This is a genomic window from Streptomyces sp. NRRL F-5122, from assembly GCF_001507435.1.
Lineage (GTDB): Bacteria > Actinomycetota > Actinomycetes > Streptomycetales > Streptomycetaceae > Streptomyces > Streptomyces lannensis.
On record NZ_LMWH01000243.1, the window covers coordinates 270,267 to 289,994 of the forward strand.

19 protein-coding genes are annotated in these 19,728 nt (G+C 72.3%); 8 read left to right on the plus strand and 11 right to left on the minus strand.

From position 1 onward, the window contains the following. Positions 1–154: 154 nt before the first annotated feature. Complete coding sequence (locus tag ADL25_RS28775; RefSeq protein WP_079050627.1) at positions 155–1,180, minus strand: SGNH/GDSL hydrolase family protein; 1,026 nt, start codon at positions 1,178–1,180, stop codon at positions 155–157. A gap of 179 nt (positions 1,181–1,359) precedes the next feature. Here ADL25_RS28775 and ADL25_RS28780 point away from each other — a divergent pair, with 179 nt between their 5' ends. After that, positions 1,360–2,751 (plus strand): cystathionine beta-synthase, encoded by a 1,392-nt coding sequence (locus ADL25_RS28780; protein WP_059130750.1) that lies wholly within the window; start codon positions 1,360–1,362, stop codon positions 2,749–2,751. A gap of 530 nt (positions 2,752–3,281) precedes the next feature. Here ADL25_RS28780 and ADL25_RS28785 read toward each other — a convergent pair. The 5 genes from ADL25_RS28785 to ADL25_RS28805 all read right to left on the minus strand — a co-directional run bounded on the left by ADL25_RS28785 (position 3,282) and on the right by ADL25_RS28805 (position 7,097). After that, positions 3,282–3,713 (minus strand): hypothetical protein, encoded by a 432-nt coding sequence (locus ADL25_RS28785; RefSeq protein WP_059130751.1) that lies wholly within the window; start codon positions 3,711–3,713, stop codon positions 3,282–3,284. Positions 3,714–3,814: 101 nt separating this feature from the next. Beyond that, positions 3,815–4,747 (minus strand): ABC transporter substrate-binding protein, encoded by a 933-nt coding sequence (locus ADL25_RS28790; RefSeq protein WP_059130752.1) that lies wholly within the window; start codon positions 4,745–4,747, stop codon positions 3,815–3,817. Positions 4,748–4,757: 10 nt separating this feature from the next. Continuing rightward, on the minus strand, positions 4,758–5,420 hold the full coding sequence (locus tag ADL25_RS28795) for an ABC transporter permease (RefSeq protein ID WP_059130753.1): 663 nt from the start codon (positions 5,418–5,420) through the stop codon (positions 4,758–4,760). 1 nt (position 5,421) lies between these two features. Then, positions 5,422–6,063, minus strand: a complete 642-nt coding sequence (locus tag ADL25_RS28800) for an ABC transporter permease (protein WP_059130754.1) — start codon at positions 6,061–6,063, stop codon at positions 5,422–5,424. Next, entirely contained in the window at positions 6,060–7,097 is a 1,038-nt protein-coding gene (locus tag ADL25_RS28805; RefSeq protein ID WP_059130755.1) for an ABC transporter ATP-binding protein, read from the minus strand. The genes ADL25_RS28800 and ADL25_RS28805 overlap by 4 nt, the downstream gene beginning before the upstream one ends. A 142-nt stretch (positions 7,098–7,239) precedes the next feature. Between ADL25_RS28805 and ADL25_RS28810 the strand changes: the two genes are divergently transcribed. From ADL25_RS28810 to ADL25_RS28820, 3 genes are all read left to right on the plus strand, one after another. After that, entirely contained in the window at positions 7,240–8,748 is a 1,509-nt protein-coding gene (locus tag ADL25_RS28810; RefSeq protein ID WP_059130756.1) for an aromatic amino acid ammonia-lyase, read from the plus strand. After that, positions 8,745–9,587 carry a MurR/RpiR family transcriptional regulator gene (locus ADL25_RS28815; protein ID WP_059130757.1) on the plus strand — a complete coding sequence of 281 codons (843 nt, stop codon included), beginning with the start codon at positions 8,745–8,747 and terminating at the stop codon, positions 9,585–9,587. Before ADL25_RS28810 ends, ADL25_RS28815 begins: the two co-directional genes overlap by 4 nt. A 115-nt stretch (positions 9,588–9,702) precedes the next feature. Further along, on the plus strand, positions 9,703–10,287 hold the full coding sequence (locus ADL25_RS28820; protein WP_079050628.1) for a hypothetical protein: 585 nt from the start codon (positions 9,703–9,705) through the stop codon (positions 10,285–10,287). Positions 10,288–10,313: 26 nt separating this feature from the next. Here ADL25_RS28820 and ADL25_RS28825 read toward each other — a convergent pair whose 3' ends face one another. From ADL25_RS28825 to ADL25_RS28845, 5 genes are all read right to left on the minus strand, one after another. Further along, entirely contained in the window at positions 10,314–10,688 is a 375-nt protein-coding gene (locus tag ADL25_RS28825; protein WP_059130759.1) for a hypothetical protein, read from the minus strand. 16 nt (positions 10,689–10,704) lie between these two features. Then, complete coding sequence (locus ADL25_RS28830) at positions 10,705–11,220, minus strand: roadblock/LC7 domain-containing protein (protein WP_059130760.1); 516 nt, start codon at positions 11,218–11,220, stop codon at positions 10,705–10,707. A gap of 40 nt (positions 11,221–11,260) precedes the next feature. Next, entirely contained in the window at positions 11,261–12,064 is an 804-nt protein-coding gene (locus tag ADL25_RS28835; RefSeq protein ID WP_059130761.1) for a hypothetical protein, read from the minus strand. 17 nt (positions 12,065–12,081) lie between these two features. Continuing rightward, entirely contained in the window at positions 12,082–12,480 is a 399-nt protein-coding gene (locus tag ADL25_RS28840) for a hypothetical protein (protein ID WP_059130762.1), read from the minus strand. 223 nt (positions 12,481–12,703) lie between these two features. After that, a complete protein-coding gene (locus ADL25_RS28845; protein ID WP_059130831.1) occupies positions 12,704–14,083 on the minus strand; it encodes a diaminopimelate decarboxylase in 1,380 nt (459 codons plus the stop codon). A gap of 190 nt (positions 14,084–14,273) precedes the next feature. Between ADL25_RS28845 and hutU the strand changes: the two genes are divergently transcribed. Genes hutU through hutI form a run of 4 tightly spaced genes read left to right on the plus strand, consistent with a single transcriptional unit; the run spans position 14,274 to position 19,700 of the window. After that, on the plus strand, positions 14,274–15,938 hold the full coding sequence (gene hutU / locus ADL25_RS28850; protein ID WP_059130763.1) for a urocanate hydratase: 1,665 nt from the start codon (positions 14,274–14,276) through the stop codon (positions 15,936–15,938). Continuing rightward, positions 15,935–17,158: an allantoate amidohydrolase gene (locus ADL25_RS28855; protein ID WP_059130764.1), complete on the plus strand. Its 1,224-nt coding sequence runs from the start codon at positions 15,935–15,937 to the stop codon at positions 17,156–17,158. The genes hutU and ADL25_RS28855 overlap by 4 nt, the downstream gene beginning before the upstream one ends. Continuing rightward, positions 17,155–18,489 (plus strand): formimidoylglutamate deiminase, encoded by a 1,335-nt coding sequence (locus ADL25_RS28860; protein WP_059130832.1) that lies wholly within the window; start codon positions 17,155–17,157, stop codon positions 18,487–18,489. The genes ADL25_RS28855 and ADL25_RS28860 overlap by 4 nt, the downstream gene beginning before the upstream one ends. 35 nt (positions 18,490–18,524) lie before the next feature. Beyond that, complete coding sequence (gene hutI / locus ADL25_RS28865; protein ID WP_059130765.1) at positions 18,525–19,700, plus strand: imidazolonepropionase; 1,176 nt, start codon at positions 18,525–18,527, stop codon at positions 19,698–19,700. The last annotated feature ends 28 nt before the right edge of the window (positions 19,701–19,728 follow it).

Below are 19,728 nucleotides of genomic sequence, written 5' to 3' on the forward strand. Positions count from 1 at the left end.
TCTTCGTTCGGAGCGGCGGCGGCGGAGACATCCGGCCTCGGGCCGCCGACCGGCCCGCGAGCGTCGGCCGCGTCGCCCCGGTGAGGCCGCGGACGGCGGCTGCCCCCTCCGGGGGAGGGGGCGAGATCCTGGGCCCGGCGCGGGAGCGCGTGGGTCAGGGGGTCGGCTCCGCGGCCGTGGCAGGGGTCGCGTCCGGGGTGGGCAGGCGCCGGCGCCGGCGCCGTTTGAGGAGGGCCCAGGGGCCCCGGGGGCCGGTCGGCATCGCGGCCGTGACCTCCGTGCCCGCCTCCGACGCGGCCTCGGCCGCGGCGCGGGCCACCGGCAGGAATCCCTCGCGGCGGGAGGCGTCCGGGCGCTCCTCCTCCGCGGGCCACAGGCCGAGAGTCGCGCAGACGGTCGGCAGGACCGCCATCGCCGCCGTGGCGTAGCCCTCCGCCGAGGGGTGGTAGTTGTCGGGACCGAAGAGCTCACGCGGGTTCTCCGCGAACTCGGGTCCGAGCAGGTCGCCCAGCGACACCGTACGACCCCCCTGCTCGACGACCCCGATCGTCTGGGCCGCGGCCAGCTGACGGGAGGCCCTGCGGGCGAGCCAGCGCAGGGGCTGCTGGACCGGCTCGATCGTGCCGAGGTCGGGGCAGGTGCCCACCACCACCTCCGCACCCGCCGTGCGCAGCCGGCGTACGGCCGACGACAGATGGCGCACCGAGCGTGTCGCAGGCATGCGATGGGTGACGTCGTTCGCGCCGATCATGATCACGCAGACGTCGGGCACCTGGTCGGGATCCTCCAGCGCCAGTCCCACCTGGCGGTCCAGGTCGTCGGACTGCGCTCCCGGGAGCGCCACGACGCTCAGTTCCACCGGGCGCTCCGCCACCGCCGCCAGACCCGAGGCCAACAGCGCTCCCGGCGTCTGCCGGGAGCGGTGCACCCCCTGTCCCGCCGCCGTGGAGTCGCCGAGCATCATCAGCCTCAGCGCCGATCCCTCGTACCCCCGGCCGTACAGCCCGTTCGCGCTCGGCGGGAACGGGCTGTGACCGTTGCCCACATGGCGCTTGGCCATCTGCACCTCGGCGACCAGCAACCCGACGGCGGCTGCACCGACCAGACCGATACCACCGCCGCCGTACGCTGCGCCCGCCGCGATGCGCCGGGCCACCCTCGCCCTCGACATGCTCGACATGCGTCGCCGCCACCTCCTAGTAGCCGTACAAACTGTGCTTGCCCCGTACGCCCTGTCGTCCAATCTCAACCGGACGTGAACGCCCGGGACGGCCCGCGCTTGCCGACCGTCCGGACGCCGGAGCCCTTACGCTGGCGGCACCATCACGACCACTTCTTTTGCAGCAACCGGAGACAACGGTGCAATTCCACGACTCGATGATCAGCCTGGTCGGCAACACCCCGCTGGTGAGGCTCAACCGCGTGACCGCCGGCATCACGGCGACCGTGCTGGCGAAGGTCGAGTACTTCAACCCCGGCGGTTCGGTGAAGGACCGCATCGCCCTGCGGATGATCGAGGCGGCCGAGCAGAGCGGTGAGCTCAAGCCCGGCGGCACGATCGTCGAGCCCACCAGCGGGAACACCGGCGTGGGCCTCGCGATCGTGGCCCAGCAGAAGGGCTACAAGTGCATCTTCGTGTGCCCCGACAAGGTGTCCACGGACAAGATCAACGTGCTGCGCGCGTACGGCGCCGAAGTGGTGGTGTGCCCGACGGCGGTGGCCCCGGAGCACCCGGACTCCTACTACAACGTCTCCGACCGGCTGGTCCGTGAGACGCCCGGCGCCTGGAAGCCGGACCAGTACTCCAACCCGAACAACCCGCTTTCGCACTACCACTCGACCGGCCCCGAGCTGTGGGAGCAGACGGAGGGGAAGATCACCCACTTCGTCGCGGGTGTCGGCACCGGCGGGACGATCTCCGGCACCGGCCGCTACCTGAAGGAGATCAGCGGTGGCAAGGTCAAGGTCATCGGCGCCGACCCCGAGGGATCGGTGTACTCCGGCGGGTCCGGGCGGCCGTACCTCGTCGAGGGCGTCGGGGAGGACTTCTGGCCCACCGCGTACGACGCGGAGGTCCCCGACGAGATCGTCGCCGTGTCCGACAAGGACTCCTTCCAGATGACCCGGCGGCTGGCCAAGGAGGAGGGGCTGCTCGTCGGCGGTTCCTGCGGTATGGCGGTCGTGGGCGCGCTGCGGGTCGCCGAGCGGCTCGGCCCCGACGACGTGGTCGTCGTCCTCCTCCCCGACAGCGGGCGCGGCTACCTCAGCAAGATCTTCAACGACGAGTGGATGGCCGACTACGGCTTCCTGGAGGACACCGGCCCGAACGCCCGTGTGGGCGACGTGCTCAGCGACAAGGCGGGCGGCTCCATCCCGTCCCTCGTCCACATGCACCCGGACGAGACGGTCGGCCAGGCCATCGAGGTGCTGCGCGAGTACGGCGTCTCGCAGATGCCGATCGTCAAGCCGGGCGCGGGGCACCCGGACGTGATGGCCGCCGAGGTCGTGGGGTCCGTCGTCGAGCGTGAGCTGCTGGACGCCCTGTTCACCAAGCGCGCCTCGCTCGACGACCCGCTGGAGAAGCACATGTGCGCTCCGCTGCCCCAGGTCGGTTCCGGCGAGCCGGTCGGGGACCTGATGTCGGTGCTCGGCACCGCCGACGCGGCGATCGTCCTCGTCGAGGGCAAGCCGACCGGTGTGGTCAGCCGGCAGGACCTGCTGTCGTTCCTGGCCAAGGGCGGAAGGCACTAGGGTCCGTCGTTCGGACCGTTCCGGCGTCACGCCCGGTGAACCGGCCGTGTCACCGGGGAACGCGCGGTGACGGGGGGAGGCACGGGCTTCTCGGAAGTGGTACGAGCGTGTCACGTCCGCGCAGCACCCGCTTAACACGCGTCCGGCACATTGGTGGGTGTCGGCAGGGCGGGAGCGGCTCCCCGCCCCGGCCGACGGCCGAAACGGCGCCAGGGACCTCCGGAGCGGCTCCCGGACCTCCATGGACGCCACGGACGCGCAAGCCCGGCCCTGACCCGGCCCGCGTCCCTCGCGGGGACCGCCGTCGTCCCGCCCCCCGGCAACGGGGGTGCGGCGGTCCCCGCGCATGCTTCATGCGGCCGGCTCCCCGCCATGACGGCGGAGGGCCGGCCGCCGTCGTTTCCGGCCGGTCGGCGGCGGCGGCGACCGATCTTCGCCGCGCTGGTCGGGACAACCGGCGGGAGCGCGCGGCCGGCCTTCGGGTCGACGTGGGACGCCGTGAGGTCCGCGGTGGGTCGCGGACCGGGGGGTCAGTCCTCCCAGCCGTCCTGCGAGGACGTGCGGCGTCGGGTGAAGAGGCCGGGGTTGGTACGGACGGCCTGTACCGCGTTGACGCCGACGATGCCCACCCAGGTGATCAGCAGGCCGGGCAGGTGCGCGACGCCGCCGCCGATCGCCGAGAGCGGGATCGCGAGCACCAGCGAAACGATGCCGAAGCCGAAGCGCTCACCCCAGGAGTCCGTCGCCCGCGAGGAGCGTGCGCCGCGGGCCACCGCCATCTGCTGCTCGGCGAGCTGCCGGCGTACCCGGCGGTCGATCGCGCCGTCGATGCGCTGGTCGACCTTCTCCAGGAAGGAGTCGACCAGCGCCGACTCGTACTCCTCGCCCAGCTCCCTGCGGGCCTGCAGCGTGGCGTTGAGTTCCTTCTTCAGGTCGGCGTCCTGTGCGTCCATACCGGTCATACAGAGCACGTTAGGGATCCGGGAACCCCGCCGCACTGGGGATACCCCCCCTCTTGCCCCGGGGGCGTGCTCGAGGGGCGCTGCAGGTCCCGGCCGTTCGGCTACTTCGCCAGTCCGTGCTGCTTCGTGTAGGCGTCGGCCACGTCCTCCGGGTCCTTCTTGTCCTTGTCCACCTGGCGGTTGAGCGCGGTGAGATCGGCGGTGGTCAGGACGTTGCCGAGCCGTGCGAGGGCCTTGCGGACCGTGTCGTCGGCCTTGCGGTCGGCGATGAGGGGGACGATGTGCTGGCTCGGGATCAGATGCTCCGGGTCGGCGAGCACCACCCAGTCCTCGGCCTCGATGTCGGTGTCCGTGGTGAACAGGTTCGCCACGTCCACATCACCCTTCTTCAGAGCGCCCTTGACCAGCGGGCCGTCGGAGTCGAGCGACTTGAACTCCTTGAACTCGGCGCCGTACACGTCCTTCAGGCCGACCGCGCCGACCCGGCGCTTCTTCACCTCGGGGGCCGCCCCGATGACCAGCCTGCCGTTCTGCTTCTTCAGGTCGGCGAGGGAGGCCAGGCCGTACTTCCGCGCGGTCTCCCGGGTGACGACGAACGCGTCCGAGTCCTCGGCCGTGCCGTACGGCAGGACCTGAAGACCGGCCGGCAGGGCCAGGGTGAGGGCGTTCTGCATGGCGCCCTCCTCGGTGGGCGTGGCCTTCGGGTCGAGGTAGTTGAGCAGAGCACCCTGGTACTCGGGCAGCAGGTCGATGTCGCCGCCCTCGAGCGCGGGGATGACGATCTCCCGGGTGCCGAGGTTGGGGCGGACGGTGACCTTCACCCCGGCCGCCTTCAGGACGGCCGCGTAGAGATAGCCGAGCACCTGGTTCTCGGTGAAGTTGGCGGTGCCGATGGTGACTCCGCCCTTGCTGGAGCCCCCGCCGCCTGCGGCGTCGCCCCGGCCGTCGAGTGAGGTGATGCCGCTCGCGCACGCGGAGAGCGCCGGGACGGAGGCGGCGGCGAACAGGCCGCCGAGGAGAGCACGACGATTCATTCTTCGATCCCTAGGCAGTGCGGTGGCGGAAGAGGAAGCGCTGGAGGCCGGACAGGGCCAGGTCGAGGACTACGGCGACCACGGCGACCAGCACCGCGCCGCCGAGCACCTGGACGAGGTCACGCTGGGCGAGCCCGTCGAAGACGTAGCGGCCCAGGCCGCCGAAGGAGACGTAGGCGGCGATGGTGGCCGTCGCGACCACCTGGATCAGTGCCAGGCGCAGGCCCGTCAGGATCAGGGGGAGGGCGAGCGGCAACTCCACCTGGAGCAGCACCTGACGGCCGCGCATGCCCTGCCCGCGCGCCGCGTCCTTCACGTCCGGGTCGACGGCCGTCATGCCCGCGTAGGTGTTGGTGACGATCGCGGGGACCGCGAGGGCGACCAGGGCGACGTACACCGGCAGCATGGACAGGCCGCCGGCCAGGAAGACCAGGACCACCAGGCCCACGGTCGGCAGGGCGCGGCCGAAGGACGCGAGGTTGATCGCGAGGAACGCGCCCTTGCCGGTGTGGCCGATCAGCAGGCCCAGCGGGAGGCCGATGGCGGCCGCGATGAGCGTGGCCAGCAGGGAGTACTGGAGGTGCTCGGCGAGGCGGTGGGCGATGCCGTCCGGGCCGGACCACTGGGAGCTGCTGACCAGCCATGTGCCGAGGTTCTTGAACAGTTCGTACATCTCAGGCTCGCCGCCTCTTCCACGGGGTGAGGACGTACTGGAGGGCGACCAGCAGCGCGTCCGCGACCACGGCGAGCAGGAGGGTGAGGACCACTCCGACGATCACCGGGGTCGGGAAGTTGCGCTGGAAGCCGTCGGTGAAGAGCTGGCCGAGGCCGCCGTCGCCGATGTAGGTCGCGACCGAGACCAGCGAGATCGACATGACGGTCGCGATCCGGACGCCCGCCATGATCACGGGCAGGGCGAGGGGGAGCTCCACGGTCAGGAGGGTGCGCAGCGGGCGTGTGCCCATCGCCTTCGCCGCCTCCTTCACCCGGACCGGGACCGAGTCGAGGCCCTCGACCGTGTTCCGGAGCAGGACCACCAGGCTGTAGACCGTCAGACCGATCACGGTCGTGGTGCGCGTGAGGCCGCTGACCGGCAGCAGGAGAACGAAGATCGCGATCGACGGGATGGTGAACAGGACGTTCGAGGCGCCGAGCAGGAAGCCTCGCAGGGGGCGGACGCGGTGGGCGATCACCGCGAGGGGGAGCGAGACCAGCAGTCCGAGCAGGACGGCGGTGAGGGCGGCCTCGAGGTGGGAGAGGGTCAGGGAGGTGAGGTCGTCGGTGTGGTCCGCTATCCAGGACCAGTCGATGGTCATGCCGCCACGCCCAGTTCCGCGTGGGCGCGGTTGGCGTGCTCGAGGATGTCGTCGCGGGACGTTACGCCGGTGAGCTCGCCGTCCGCGTCGACCCGGGCGATCAGACCGGTGGGGGAGGCGACGGACTCGTTCAGCGCCGACAGCAGGGAGTCGGAGTCCCCGAGCGGTCGTACGGGGCGTTCGGCGTCGTCCGCGGAACGCCAGTGGAGGGGCCTGCGCGCCTCGTCCAGGACGAGGGTCCAGGTGCCGGAGTCGGGGGCCGGGCCCTGCGGGACCGCCGCCAGGGTCCTCAGGGAGAGCAGTTTCAGCCCTCGCTCGGCGCCGAGGAACCCGGCCACGAAGTCGTCGGCGGGGCGTGCCAGCAGCTCTTCGGGTGCGGCGCACTGCACCAGATGCCCGCCGGTGCGGAAGACGGCGATGCGGTCGCCGAGGCGGACGGCCTCGTCGATGTCGTGGGTGACGAAGACGATGGTCTTGTTCAGCTCCTTCTGCAGACGAAGCAGTTCGTCCTGGAGCTGGGTGCGCACCACCGGGTCGACGGCGCCGAACGGTTCGTCCATCAGCAGGACGGGCGGATCGGCGGCGAGCGCGCGGGCGACTCCGACGCGCTGCTGCTGTCCGCCGGAGAGCTGGTGCGGATACCGCTTGCCGGCGTCGGCGGCGAGGCCGACGGTCTCCAGCAGCTCGGCCGCCCGGGCCCGCGCCTTCCTTCGGTTCCAGCCGAGCAGCAGGGGCACGGTGGCGATGTTGTCGAGCACCGTGCGATGCGGGAAGAGGCCGCCCTGCTGGATGACGTAGCCGATGGAACGGCGCAGCTCGGCGGCGTCCTGCCGGGTGACGTCCCGGCCGCCCACGCGGATGGTGCCGGAGGTGGGCTCGACCATGCGGTTGACCATCCGCAGGGTGGTCGTCTTGCCGCAGCCGGAGGATCCGACGAGGACGGTCACACCGCCCTCCGGCATCTCCAGGGAGAGGTCGTGGACCGCCGTCGTGCCGTTGGGGAAGCGCTTGTGGACCGCATCGAACTGGATCATGAGATGTCCCTTGCCCGGCTGTATAACGTCATGCAGAGTTCTTGGTGTGTGAATAGGTTGTCAACGCTTCGGCGCCAATCCGAGGTAACAGATGACCGCAGAGCAAGATGGGATGTCCGGGTTGAGGGGAGTTTGAGGCTTTATGTCGTCTCGGATCGTGGACAAGCCGAGTCCCGGGTATTCCGACCTCGTGATCCTCGACGGCGTGGGACTCGGCGTGGAGGACGTGGTGCGCCTCGCCGAGGGCGCCGCACGGCCGGTCCCCGGCACGGAGGCCATGAAGCGGGTGGAGGAGTCCTGGGACGCCGCCCGGCAGATCGCGGCGACCGGGCGCGTGTACGGCCGCTCCACCGGCGTGGGCGCGAACCGCACCGAGGACGTGCCGACGGAGGCCGCCGCCGGGCACGGTCTGCGCCTGCTGCGCAGCCATGCCGGGGCGATCGGCGAGGAGCTGCCGGCGCGTCAGGTCCGCGCGATGCTGGCGGTCCGGGCCAACCAGTTGCTCGCGGGCGGCGCGGGCCTGCGCCCCAGTGTGGTCACGGCGCTGTGCGATGCGCTGGAGAGCGGGGCGTACCCGGTCGTCAACGAGTTCGGGTCGGTGGGGACCGGCGACATCGCGGCGCTGGCGCAGGCGGGACTCGCGCTGGCCGGCGAGCACCCCTGGAAGGGCGCGGGGGCGCCGCAGCCCCAGCCCCTCGACAACAACGACGCCCTCGCCTTCATCAGCAGCAACGCCCTCACCCTCGGTCAGGCCGCGCTGGCACTGCACGAGCTGCGGGGCCTGGTCGGTGCCACCCAGGTGGTGGCCGCGCTCTCGCTGCTCGCGGTGGACGGCTCGCACGAGGCGTACGCCGCCCCCGTGCACGCCGCCCGGCCGCATCGCGGATCCGCCGAGGTCGCCCGCCGGATGCGGCGGCTGATCGGCGCGGCCGACCGCCCGACACCGCCGCTCGGCCGCATCCAGGACCCGTACGGCTTCCGCTGCCTGCCGCAGATCCACGGTCCGGCACACGACGCGGCGGACGCGCTGGAGGAGGTTCTCGCTATCGAGATCAACGCGGCCGCCGAGAACCCGCTGATCTCGCCCGAGGACATGGCCGCTTATCACCACGGCGGCTTCTACCAGGCCCAGCTCGCCCTCGCCCTGGACCACTTCCGGCTGGCCGTGACGCAGGTGGCGCGGCTGTCCACCTCCCGCCTGTCGACACTGAACGAACCGGCCTACACCAGGCTGCGCCCCTTCCTCGCCGACAACGAACCCGCCTCCTCCGGCGTGATGATCCTGGAGTACGCCGCGGGGGCCGCCCTCGGCGATCTGCGCGCGTTCTCCGCACCCGCGTCCCTCGGACACGCTGTACTCTCCCGAGGCGTCGAGGAGCAGGCCAGTTTCGCCTCACTCGCCGCGCGTCAAACGCTGCGCGCGTGCTCCGCGTACCGTCTGGTGGTCGGCTGTGAACTGGTGGCCGCCGTACGGGCGTTGCATCTGCGCGGTCTCAGGCCCGAGCCGGAGCTTCCGGTTGGCCGGGCGCTGGAGCTCGCCGAGTCGGTGCTGGAGGCCGAACTGGCCGACCGGCCGCTCACGGACGACGTGACGGCGGCGGCCCGACTGCTCGACCGGTTCACCGACATCTGGAGGGGGAGCACGTCATGAGCGTGACCGACAGTCCTGCCGCACGGCTGCAGGCGCTCTTCGAGGGGCACCGGCTCACACCGACCCAGCGACGCATCGCCCACAGCATGGTGCGGCGCGCCGCCGACGTGCCGTTCCTGTCGAGCGTGGAGCTGGCCGAACTCGCCGGAGTCAGCCAGCCGTCCGTCACGCGCTTCGCGGTGGCCCTGGGATTCGACGGCTATCCGGCGCTGCGCAAGCACCTGCGCGAGGTCGCCCCCGCGGAGCCCGCACCGGACGCGGGGGCCTACAACGAGTACCAGCAGGCCGTCGAGGCGGAGATCGAGAACCTCAGGCACCTGGCGGAGATACTGGCCGACCCGCGGCCCGTGGAGCGGGCCGGGCGGATCCTGGCGGCCTCGCGCCCACTGCCGGTCCTCGGCCTGCGGGCCGCCGCCTCCCAGGCGTTCGGCTTCGCGTACTTCGCGGCGAAGGTCCACCCGGACGTCCGGCTGCTGCGCGAGGGCGGCACGATGCTCGACGACCGCATCGACGCGGCCGTACGGGCGGGCGCGAGCGCGCTGCTGTGCTTCGCGCTGCCGCGCCACCCGCGCGAGGTCGTCGACGCACTCGCGTACGCCAAGGAGGCGGGACTGACCGTCGTCACGGTCGCCGACTCGGCTTTCGCGCCGGTGGCGAAGGTCTCGGACCTGCTGCTGCCGGCCGCCGTCGGTACGGGGCTCGCCTTCGACACGGCCTGCGCTCCGATGCTGCTCGGCCGAGTCCTGCTCGAGGCGATGTGCGACGACCTGCCCGACGCCCAGGCGCGGCTGGAGGAGTTCGACGCACAGGCGGTGGCCCGGGGGCTGTTCGTGGAGTAGTCCGGACGGCCGGCGGTCCACGCCGACGGGTGCCGGTTTTTTCAGACTCGTCTCACATTTGCTCGCTAGCCTGCGCGAACCGGAACACGGCACCGCAACGGACGGGAGGCTGGGCGTGGCACGCGGAGGACAGGGATTGGCGAGGGTGGCGGTCGTCGCACGGGCCGGTGCCGCACCGCTGTGGTGGCTGGGAGTGTTCGCGGCCGGTATCGGAGTGCTGGTACCGGGACTGACCGGACGCCGGATCGGAGTGATGGCCGGGGCCGCGCTGTTCGTCGTCGCGACCGCAGCCGTCGCACTGGCGCGCCGAAGGCGCTACGCCGTGCTCTCCCGCGCAGCCGCCCGCGCCGGCAAGTACGACGTGCTGCAGGACCGCTCGGTCACCACCCGGACCTGGCGGCGCGGGCACCGTTGGTGGCTGCTTCTCGCCGTCGCCGTCGCGCTCGGCAGCTCCTTCGCGGTGCCCGCCGCGGGCGGCATGCTGCTCGCCGGCACCGGCGTCGGCCTGCGGCTGAAGGCGGCCTGGCTGGGCCGCCGCGAACGCGCCGACGACGTACTGCTGTGGGTGCGTGTCGACTGGCTCGGACGCCGTGGCGGAGCGCCCGCGGGCAAGCCCGTCAAGGGCTACCGCAGCACCGGCATCGCGGCCGGCGACGCGGCCCCGGGCGGGGCGCGCCGCCGGACGGCCGAACTCGTGTAGTACGCGGGGAGCGGGCAGGCCGAGGCTCAGACCTCCAGATCCTCCTCGATCTTCTTCAACTGGTGGCGGGCCATCGCCAGGTTGGCGCGCTTGGCGTCGAGGACCAGGTAGAGGAACAGGCCGTTGCCGCCCCGGCCGGTCAGCAGGCGGATCAGGTGGAACTGATCGCTCAGGGTGATCAGGATGTCCTCGATCTGCCCCTTGAGCCCGAGGTGCTCCATGGTGCGCAGCTTGGCCCGTACGACATCGGTGTTGCCGGCGGCGGCGACGGTGAGGTCGAAGCTCTTGCTGCCGCCGATCGTGCCGAGCGCCATGCCGCTGGTGTAGTCGACCAGGGCGGCCCCGGTGGCGCCTTCGATGGAGGCGAGGGCTTCCTTCAGCGTGGTTTCGGTGTTGGCCATGAGGTGTGGTGTCCTTTCAACTTTCCGTGGTGGTACGCGCGTCCGCGGCCGATCGAGGGCTCGCGGGGGTGCGCGCGGTGCGGGTCCGCGTGGGTGCGGACCGGGTGGTGGTCCTGGTGGGGGCCCTTGCGGCGCGGGACTGCGCCGCTCCGGCCCGGAGGGCGGCCTCGTCGACCAGTTCGCCGATGCGTGTGCTCGCACGCCGGCCCTCCAGATGCAGCCGGCCGACGTTGACCCGGTCCTGGGCCAGCAGCGTGAGCACGGCACTGCGGCCCGCCGCGTACGTGGCCACATAGCCGTGGATGCCGCGGACGAGCAGTTCGCGGAAGTCGCCCTGGCCCGTCGCGTCGGCGAGCCGCATGGCGACGCCCAGCGCGGCGGCGGTCATCGCGGCGACGCCCTCGGGTTCGACGCCGGGCGCGTCCTGGGCGAGGACCAGTCCGTCGACGCTGGCGACGAGGGCGCCCGTCAGCTGAGGGATGCGGGATCTGAGCCGGCGGAGTTCGTCGAGGACCTCGGGCTCCGCGTCCATCAGGGGTCTCCTCTCGGCGGGGGTGTCCCGTTCGATCCGGTCAAAGGGCCTCCAGCGCATCCCTCAGCCTCTTGAGCAACGTGACGTGGGGGTCGGCGAAGGGCGCCGGCTGCGCGGTGGGCACAAGGTTTTCGGCGCGGGGCGCGGGCGCGGCCGGCCGGGCCGCGACGACACCCGCGGCGGCCAGACGCCGTACGTCGACCAGCGTGTGGAAGGCGGTACGGCCCAGCTCTCGTGAGATGTCGGTGGCCGTCCGCACGCCGTCGATCCGGTCGAGCACCGCTCCCTGGCGGGACGTGACGGCCGGGCCCGCCCGGCGGGCGGCGCGGACGAGCGGAGCCTGGTCCGTCTCCGGATCGGGCCATATGCGGTGCAGCAACTCCCGGCGGCGCAGGGTCTCGCGTTCCACCGCGGCCACCGGAACCGGGCGCACAGGACCGAGCCAATGGCCGTCCCCGTACCGGAAGCGGGCGGGCGCGCTGCTCGGGCCGAGGACGAAGTACGCCGCGTCGTACAGTGCGCCCAGATGGCACAGTTCCAGTGCCCCCTGTCCGATCCGGCCGCTGTCGACCAGGAACCGGCCGACCAACCGGTGCGCCCCCGCCTCGGCGACCGCCTCCCGCCAGCCCTCCTCGTCCAGCGCGCCGCGCGCGACGAGCAGTACGTCGAGTCCGGGGGTCGCATGGCTCTCGGCGTACACCACCTGACCCTCGAGCAGATGGAGCATGCCTCCTTCGCGCATCAGCACCCCCGTGGCCCGTTCGGCCGCGAGCCGCCTGAACATGGGGGAGACGCCGACGCTGGGGATCTCGGTCCGCCGGCGGACGGGCAGCGGGGGCGGCATGGGCATCCTGACCGTCGTCATCCCAGCACCAGCCGTCCGGCCATCTCGCCGAGCCGGATGCGGGCGAGGGCGAGGTTGCCCTCCGCGCGGGCCAGCCAGAGGTGCAGGAAGACGCTGCTGTCGAAGGTGGTCGGGACGAACCGCAGCAGGTGGTAGCTGTCCCGGTTGGCGATGATCAGGTCCTCGACCGGGCACGCCTCGCCGGACCAGCCGGCGTCGTCCTCCGGAGCGAACGCACGGTGTTCGGCGGCGAGCCGGGCCAGTTCCGCCGCCTCCGCCGCGGTGGTCTCGTGGTCACCGCCGGGCGAGTCCCCGACCGTGCCCAGGGCGAGCCCGCTGGTCCAGTCGACCACCGAGGCACCCCGGGCACCGGGCAGTCGCATGGCTTCCAGTAGGCACTCGTCGATTCCGGGCACCGTGGCTCCCCTCCCGCCTCGGGTTCGGCTGAGTGACGAAGAGGCTACGCAACGTGTGCGTGAGGGGTGAGGGATCTGGCATTTTCCGGTGGAACATGCAGCCGCCCCGCTAGGGTGGGTCGGCTGTGCACACCTATGGGGGTGTCGGGGCCGGTATGACGTCCGTCCACCGGCGTGTGCTCATGCGGCCGATGGGAGCGCTCGACCCGGGGCGTGCGACTCCTCAGAGCGCCGTGAGCGCGCCCGTGTGGCCTCCACCCGACTCCGCCACGACCTCCTCGAGGGTCTGCGGTTCCCGTACGACGGCGAACCGGATGCCGCCGTCCGCGCCCGGCGCGTAGCCGTACACGCCGGGCCGGGTGAGGGAGTTGTACGCGTAGTGATGGGCGAAGTAGTACGCCCCGGTGTCCGGCGCCGCAGCGTGGTCGCCCTGTTCCAGCAGCGGCAGCGCCTGCCCCGTGGCCAGCAGGTCGCCCGCGAAGCACGCCGGTCCGGCCACGTCCTGGACCACCTCGGGTCCCTCCTTGGGGCGCCCCTTCGCGTCGTACGCCAAAATCCGCAGCGGCCATGACGCCGGTGCGTAGACCGTGCGGGTGGCCACCTGGACACCGGCGTGCGTGACCGCGACCGCCCGGCCGCCCGCACGCTTGGTGTACTCCACCCGGGCCACCACGGTGCCGTGCTTGGCGAGCAGCGATCGCCCGAACTCGGTGACCAGCCCGTACCGCCCGTCGAACAGCCCGGGCACGGCCTCCGCCAGCAGCCGTGCGTACTGGGCGTACGTCGGCGTCGTCACGTCGGAGGAGAAGTTGACCGGAAGTCCGCCGCCGATGTCGATCGTGTCGATCTGGCGCCGCCCGATCCGCCGGTTGATCTCCTCGGCGAGCGCGTAGGTCTCCGCGACGCCCCGCGCCATCAGCGAGAGCGGGATGCCCTGTGAGCCGGAGTGTGCGTGCAGCCGGGTCAGCCAGGGCCGCTCGGTGCAGGCGCGCACCAGCCATTCGCGCGCTCCCTCGTCCCGCAGCGCCACCCCGAACTTGGAGGTGGCGGTCGCCGTGGACAGCGCCTCGATCGCACCCACCCCGAGCTGCGGATTCACCCGGATCCCGAGAGGGGAGGACGTCTTCACCGCGCGGACCAGGCCGTCGATCCGCGCCAGCTCCTGCGGGTTGTCCGCGTTCACGGCGATGCCCAGCTCCAGCGCCTCCCGCAGCTCCGCGGGGGTCTTGGCGGGCGCGTCCAGCACGATGTGCTCAGGTGCGACGCCGGCCGCCCTGGCCAGGGCCAGCTCCCCGGCACTCGCCACCTCCGCACCGATACCGGCGGCCCGCAGCAGGGACAGCACCGGTACCAGCGGTGTCGCCTTCACGGCGAAGGCGTGCAGTACCGGGGTCCCCGGCGCGATGACCGCATCGAAGGCCGCCCGCAGCGCCGCCGCCGAGTCGCGGATGCCGGCGACGTCCAGGAGGCCGACGATGGGAGCGTCCGGCCCGAGCAGCCCCTGCTCGACCGCGGCGCGCACGGCCTCGTCCCGGCGTGCCACCCGCTCGGCGTCCTCGGGGTGTCCCTCTGCGCCGGTATGTCCCGTCCCGAAGCCTTTCATGTCCACCACCGTGTCCCCCGTCCCCGTGCCACTGTCTGTGGTCGTATCTCCAGCCAAACATCCCTGCCGCCACCACGCTGGCGCAAGAATGTATTGACTAGTTCTATTCAGGTGGCCAGGATGTGAATAACCACTGCAACAGTCCCCGCGCGCCCCCGGCCGCGTGCGGCCGTACCCCAGGAGGCAGACCATGTCAGGACCCCGCCCCGTCCGAGCGCCGCGCGGCACGGAACTGAGCGCCCTGGGATGGCAGCAGGAGGCCGCCCTGCGGATGCTGCAGAACAATCTCGACCCCGAGGTCGCCGAGCACCCCGACAAGCTCGTCGTCTACGGCGGCACCGGCAAGGCCGCGCGCGACTGGCGCTCCTTCGACGCGATGATCCGCACGCTGAAGGGCCTCAAGCAGGACGAGACGATGCTCGTCCAGTCCGGCCGTCCCGTCGGCGTCATGCAGACCCACGAGTGGGCGCCGCGCGTGCTCCTCGCCAACTCCAACCTCGTCGGCGACTGGGCCAACTGGGAGGAGTTCCGCCGGCTGGAGGCCCTCGGCCTGACCATGTACGGGCAGATGACCGCCGGTTCGTGGATCTACATCGGCACCCAGGGCATCCTCCAGGGCACCTACGAGACGTTCGCCGCCGTGGCCGCGAAGAAGTTCGGCGGCACGCTCGCCGGCACCATCACCCTGACGGCCGGACTCGGCGGCATGGGCGGCGCCCAGCCGCTCGCCGTCACGATGAACGACGGCGTCGCGATCTGCATCGACTGCGACCCGCGTGCCATCGACCGCCGTATCGAGCACCGGTACCTGGACGTGAAGGCGGACTCGCTGGAGCACGCACTCCAGCTGGCCGTCGAGGCGCGCGACGCCCGCCGTCCGCTGTCCATCGGCCTCCTCGGCAACGCCGCCGACCTCCTGCCGCAGCTGCTCGCCATGAGCGCGCCCATCGACATCGTCACCGACCAGACCTCGGCCCACGACCCGCTGGCGTACCTGCCGACCGGCATCGCCTTCGAGGACATGGCCGACGCCGCCGCCAAGGACTCGGCCGGTTTCACCACCCGCGCCCGTGAGTCGATGGCCAGGCACGTCGAGGCGATGGTCGGCTTCATGGACGCCGGAGCCGAGGTCTTCGACTACGGCAACTCGATCCGCGGTGAGGCGCAACTGGCCGGGTACGACCGTGCGTTCGCCTTCCCCGGCTTCGTCCCCGCCTACATCCGGCCCCTGTTCTGCGAGGGCAAGGGCCCCTTCCGCTGGGCGGCGCTGTCCGGCGACCCGGCCGACATCGCGAAGACCGACCGGGCGATCCTCGAGCTGTTCCCCGAGAACGAGTCCCTCGCCCGCTGGATCAAGATGGCCGGTGAGCGCGTCCACTTCCAGGGCCTGCCCGCACGCATCTGCTGGCTCGGCTACGGCGAGCGGGACAAGGCCGGTGAGCGGTTCAACGACATGGTGGCGAGCGGTGAGCTCAGCGCGCCGATCGTCATCGGCCGCGACCACCTCGACTGCGGTTCCGTCGCCTCCCCGTACCGCGAGACCGAGGCGATGCTGGACGGCTCGGACGCGATCGCGGACTGGCCGCTGCTCAACGCCATGGTGAACGTGGCGTCCGGTGCGTCGTGGGTGTCCATCCACCACGGCGGCGGGGTCGGCATGGGCCGGTCCATCCACGCCGGACAGGTCACCGTGGCCGACGGCACCGAGCTGAGCGGCGAGAAGATCCGCCGGGTCCTCACCAACGATCCGGGCATGGGCGTCATCCGGCACGTGGACGCCGGATACGACATCGCGGAGTCCGTGGCCGGGGAGCGGGGCGTGCGGGTTCCGATGCGCGAAGGTGACGACGCGTGACCTTCCACAGCATGTGGACGGAGTTGCTGCCGATCGGCCGCAGCTCCGCCTCCGGCGGTTACCGCCGCTTCGCCTGGACGGCCGCCGACAGCGAGTGCCGGGCCTGGTTCGAGGAGCAGGCCCGGAGCCGCGGGCTCGCCCACGAGGTGGACCGGAACGGCAACCAGTGGGCCTGGCTGGGGGATCCCGCAGCGGGCGACGCCGTCGTCACGGGGTCGCACCTCGACTCCGTGCCCGACGGCGGCGCCTTCGACGGTCCCCTCGGGGTCGTGTCGTCCTTCGCGGCGCTCGACGAGCTGCGCGCGCGGGGCGTGGAGTTCCGCAGACCGCTCGCCGTCGTCAACTTCGGGGACGAGGAGGGCGCGCGGTTCGGGCTCGCCTGCGTCGGGTCGCGGCTGGCCGCCGGACAGCTCACCCGTGAACAGGCGCACCGGCTCACGGACGGCGACGGCGTCACGCTGGCGCAGGCCATGGAGGCCGCCGGCCACGACCCCGACGCGATCGGGCCCGACCCGGAGCGACTCGGGCGTATCGGGGCGTTCGTCGAACTGCACATCGAGCAGGGCCGTGCCCTCGACCTCAGCGGGGACCCGGTGGGCGTGGCCAGCGCCATCTGGCCGCACGGGCGGTGGCGGTTCGACTTCCGGGGCGAGGCCAACCACGCCGGGACCACGCGCCTGGTCGACCGGCGCGACCCCATGCTGCCGTACGCCGAGACCGTGCTCGCCGCCCGCCGCGAGGCCGCACTCGCCGGTGCCGTCGCCACCTTCGGCAAGATCGCCGTCGAACCCAACGGCGTCAACGCCATCCCCTCGCTCGTCCGCGGCTGGCTCGACTCCCGCGCCGCCGACCAGGAGAGCCTCGACACCGTGCTGAGCGGGATCGAGAAGGCCGCCCGCGAGCACGCGGAAGCACACGGCGTCGACCTCGACGTCGTCCGTGAGTCCTTCACCCCCGTCGTGGAGTTCGACCACGTCCTGCGTGACGAACTCGCCCGCATCCTGGGCCGGGAGCAGGTGCGCGGACTCACCGTGCCCGTTCTGGGCACCGGTGCCGGGCACGACGCCGGGATCCTGTCCGGGACCGTCCCGACCGCCATGCTGTTCGTGCGCAACCCCACGGGCGTCTCGCACTCCCCGGCCGAGGACGCCGCCGAGGAGGACTGCGTCGCCGGTGTGACCGCACTCGCCGACGTACTGGAAGGGCTGGTGTGCAGGTGACCCGGACGTACTGGCTGGAGCACGCCTGGCTCGACCCGGGCGTGGAGACGGGCGTCGCCCTCGAAGTGTCCGACGGCCGCGTCACCGCCGTCCGTACCGGCGTCGAAGCCCCGCCACCGGGCGCCGAGATCCTTCGCGGACTCACCCTCCCCGGGCTCGCCAACGCACACTCGCACGCCTTCCACCGCGCCCTGCGCGGAGTGGTCCAGGTGGGCTCCGGCACCTTCTGGACCTGGCGCGAGGTCATGTACTCGGTCGCCGACCGGCTGACCCCCGAGACGTACCACGCACTCGCACGCGCCGTGTACGCGGAGATGGCGCTCGCCGGTGTCACCGCGGTCGGTGAGTTCCACTACCTGCACCACGCCCCGGGCGGCACCCCCTACGCCGACCCCAACGCCATGGGCGAGGCCCTCATCGACGCCGCCGCCGAGGCCGGCATCCGCATCACCCTGCTCGACGCCGCCTACCTCTCCTCCGGATTCGGGCAGCCGCCGAACCACCACCAGCTCCGCTTCTCCGACGGCACCGCGGAGCGCTGGGCCGAACGCTCCTCGGATCTGAAAGAGCGGGCGCACGCACGGATCGGGGCCGCCGTGCACTCCGTACGGGCGGTTCCCGCGGGGCAGTTGGCGACGGTGGCACGCTGGGCCGAGGAACGGCGGGCCCCGCTGCATGTGCACCTGTCCGAGCAGACGGCGGAGAACGACGCCTGCCACCGGGCCCACGGCTGCACACCCACGCGACTGCTCGCCGACCACGGAGTCCTCGGCCCGCGCACCACCGGTGTGCACAACACCCATCTCACCGACGAGGACATCCGGTTGATCGGGGCCGGCTCCACGGGCACCTGCATGTGCCCGACGACGGAGCGGGACCTCGCCGACGGCATCGGCCCGGCCATGGCCCTGCAGGCGGCCGGCTCCCCCCTCTCGCTCGGCTCCGACAGCCACGCCGTCATCGACCTCCTCGAGGAGGCGCGCGCGATGGAGCTCGACGAGCGGCTGCGCACCCGCACCCGGGGTCACTGGACCGCGGCGAGCCTGCTGCGGGCTGCCTCCGCCGACGGGCACGCGGCGCTCGGCTGGCAGGACGCGGGCGTCCTGGAGCCCGGGGCGCTCGCCGACTTCACGACGATCGCGCTCGATTCGGTCAGGACCGCGGGACCGCCGCCGGGGCTGGGCGCCGAGACGGCGGTATTCGCCGCGACCGCGGCGGACGTGCGCCATACGGTCGTAGGCGGTCGGCATGTCGTGCGCGACGGGGCGCACACACGTCTGCCGGATGTACCACGGGCGCTGGCGGACGCCGTCCAGGCGCTGCGCTCCTGACACCCGAAACCGGCCCGGTCACCCACGAGGAACCCATGAGCAGCACGGTCATCACCAACATCGCCAGCCTGGTCACCAACGACCCCTCCCGCGAGAGCGCGGACTCCCCCCTCGGGCTGATCCAGCACGCGGCCGTCGTCATCGACGGCGACCGCATCGCCTGGGTCGGTGAGTCGAGCAGCGCACCCGCCGCCGACAACCGGGTCGACGTCGGCGGCCGGGCGGTGATCCCGGGCTTCGTCGACTCCCACTCGCACCTGGTCTTCGCGGGCGACCGCACGCAGGAGTTCAACGCCCGCATGTCGGGCCGCAGCTACTCGGCGGGCGGCATCCGCACCACCGTGGCCGCAACGCGGGCGGCGACGGACGGGGAACTGGAGGCCAACCTCGTCCGCTACCTCTCCGAGGCGCTCCGCCAGGGCACCACCACCTTCGAGACCAAGTCCGGCTACGGACTGACGGTCGAGGACGAGGCACGCGCGCTGCGCATCGCGTCCGCGCACACGGACGAGGTCACCTACCTCGGTGCCCACATCGTCTCCCCGGACTACGCCGACGACCCCGCCGGATACGTGGCGCTGGTCACCGGCGAGATGCTCGAGGCGTGTGCGCCGCACGCGCGGTGGATCGACGTCTTCTGTGAGAAGGGCGCCTTCGACGGGGACCAGGCCCGTGCGGTCCTGACCGCGGGGAAGCGCAGGGGACTGCAGCCCCGGGTCCACGCCAACCAGTTGTCGTACGGCCCGGGCGTCCAGCTGGCCGTGGAACTCGACGCTGCCAGCGCCGACCACTGCACGCATCTGACGGACGCCGACGTGGACGCGCTCGCCCAGGGCAGCACGGTCGCCACGCTCCTGCCCGGCGCCGAGTTCTCGACCCGCGCCGAGTGGCCGAACGCCCGCCGCCTCCTCGACGCGGGCGCGACGGTGGCGCTGTCGACGGACTGCAACCCGGGCTCGTCCTTCACGTCCTCGGTGCCGTTCTGCATCGCCCTGGCCGTCCGGGACATGGGCATGACCCCGGACGAGGCGGTCTGGTCGGCCACCGCGGGCGGCGCCCGCGCCCTGCGCCGCACGGACGTCGGCCGGCTGGCCCCGGGCGCGTACGCGGACCTCGCGGTCCTCGACGCCCCGAGCCATGTCCATCTGGCCTACCGGCCGGGCGTGCCCCTCGTCACCGAGGTGTGGCGGCGCGGCAGCCGCGTGGCCTGACCGGGTGCGCGGGCCGGCGGCCTCAGCC

Bases quoted from the DNA above. Each gene is read 5' to 3' on its own strand.
- ADL25_RS28805 (WP_059130755.1), bottom strand. From the start codon at position 7,097: ATGATCCAGTTCGATGCGGTCCACAAGCGCTTCCCCAACGGCACGACG.
- ADL25_RS28835 (WP_059130761.1), bottom strand. From the start codon at position 12,064: ATGCCGCCCCCGCTGCCCGTCCGCCGGCGGACCGAGATCCCCAGCGTC.
- ADL25_RS28815 (WP_059130757.1), top strand. From the start codon at position 8,745: ATGAGCGTGACCGACAGTCCTGCCGCACGGCTGCAGGCGCTCTTCGAG.
- ADL25_RS28785 (WP_059130751.1), bottom strand. From the start codon at position 3,713: ATGACCGGTATGGACGCACAGGACGCCGACCTGAAGAAGGAACTCAAC.
- ADL25_RS28845 (WP_059130831.1), bottom strand. From the start codon at position 14,083: ATGAAAGGCTTCGGGACGGGACATACCGGCGCAGAGGGACACCCCGAG.
- ADL25_RS28775 (WP_079050627.1), bottom strand. From the start codon at position 1,180: ATGTCGAGCATGTCGAGGGCGAGGGTGGCCCGGCGCATCGCGGCGGGC.
- ADL25_RS28830 (WP_059130760.1), bottom strand. From the start codon at position 11,220: ATGGACGCGGAGCCCGAGGTCCTCGACGAACTCCGCCGGCTCAGATCC.
- ADL25_RS28795 (WP_059130753.1), bottom strand. From the start codon at position 5,420: ATGTACGAACTGTTCAAGAACCTCGGCACATGGCTGGTCAGCAGCTCC.
- ADL25_RS28825 (WP_059130759.1), bottom strand. From the start codon at position 10,688: ATGGCCAACACCGAAACCACGCTGAAGGAAGCCCTCGCCTCCATCGAA.
- ADL25_RS28800 (WP_059130754.1), bottom strand. From the start codon at position 6,063: ATGACCATCGACTGGTCCTGGATAGCGGACCACACCGACGACCTCACC.
- hutU (WP_059130763.1), top strand. From the start codon at position 14,274: ATGTCAGGACCCCGCCCCGTCCGAGCGCCGCGCGGCACGGAACTGAGC.
- ADL25_RS28790 (WP_059130752.1), bottom strand. From the start codon at position 4,747: ATGAATCGTCGTGCTCTCCTCGGCGGCCTGTTCGCCGCCGCCTCCGTC.
- ADL25_RS28810 (WP_059130756.1), top strand. From the start codon at position 7,240: ATGTCGTCTCGGATCGTGGACAAGCCGAGTCCCGGGTATTCCGACCTC.
- hutI (WP_059130765.1), top strand. From the start codon at position 18,525: ATGAGCAGCACGGTCATCACCAACATCGCCAGCCTGGTCACCAACGAC.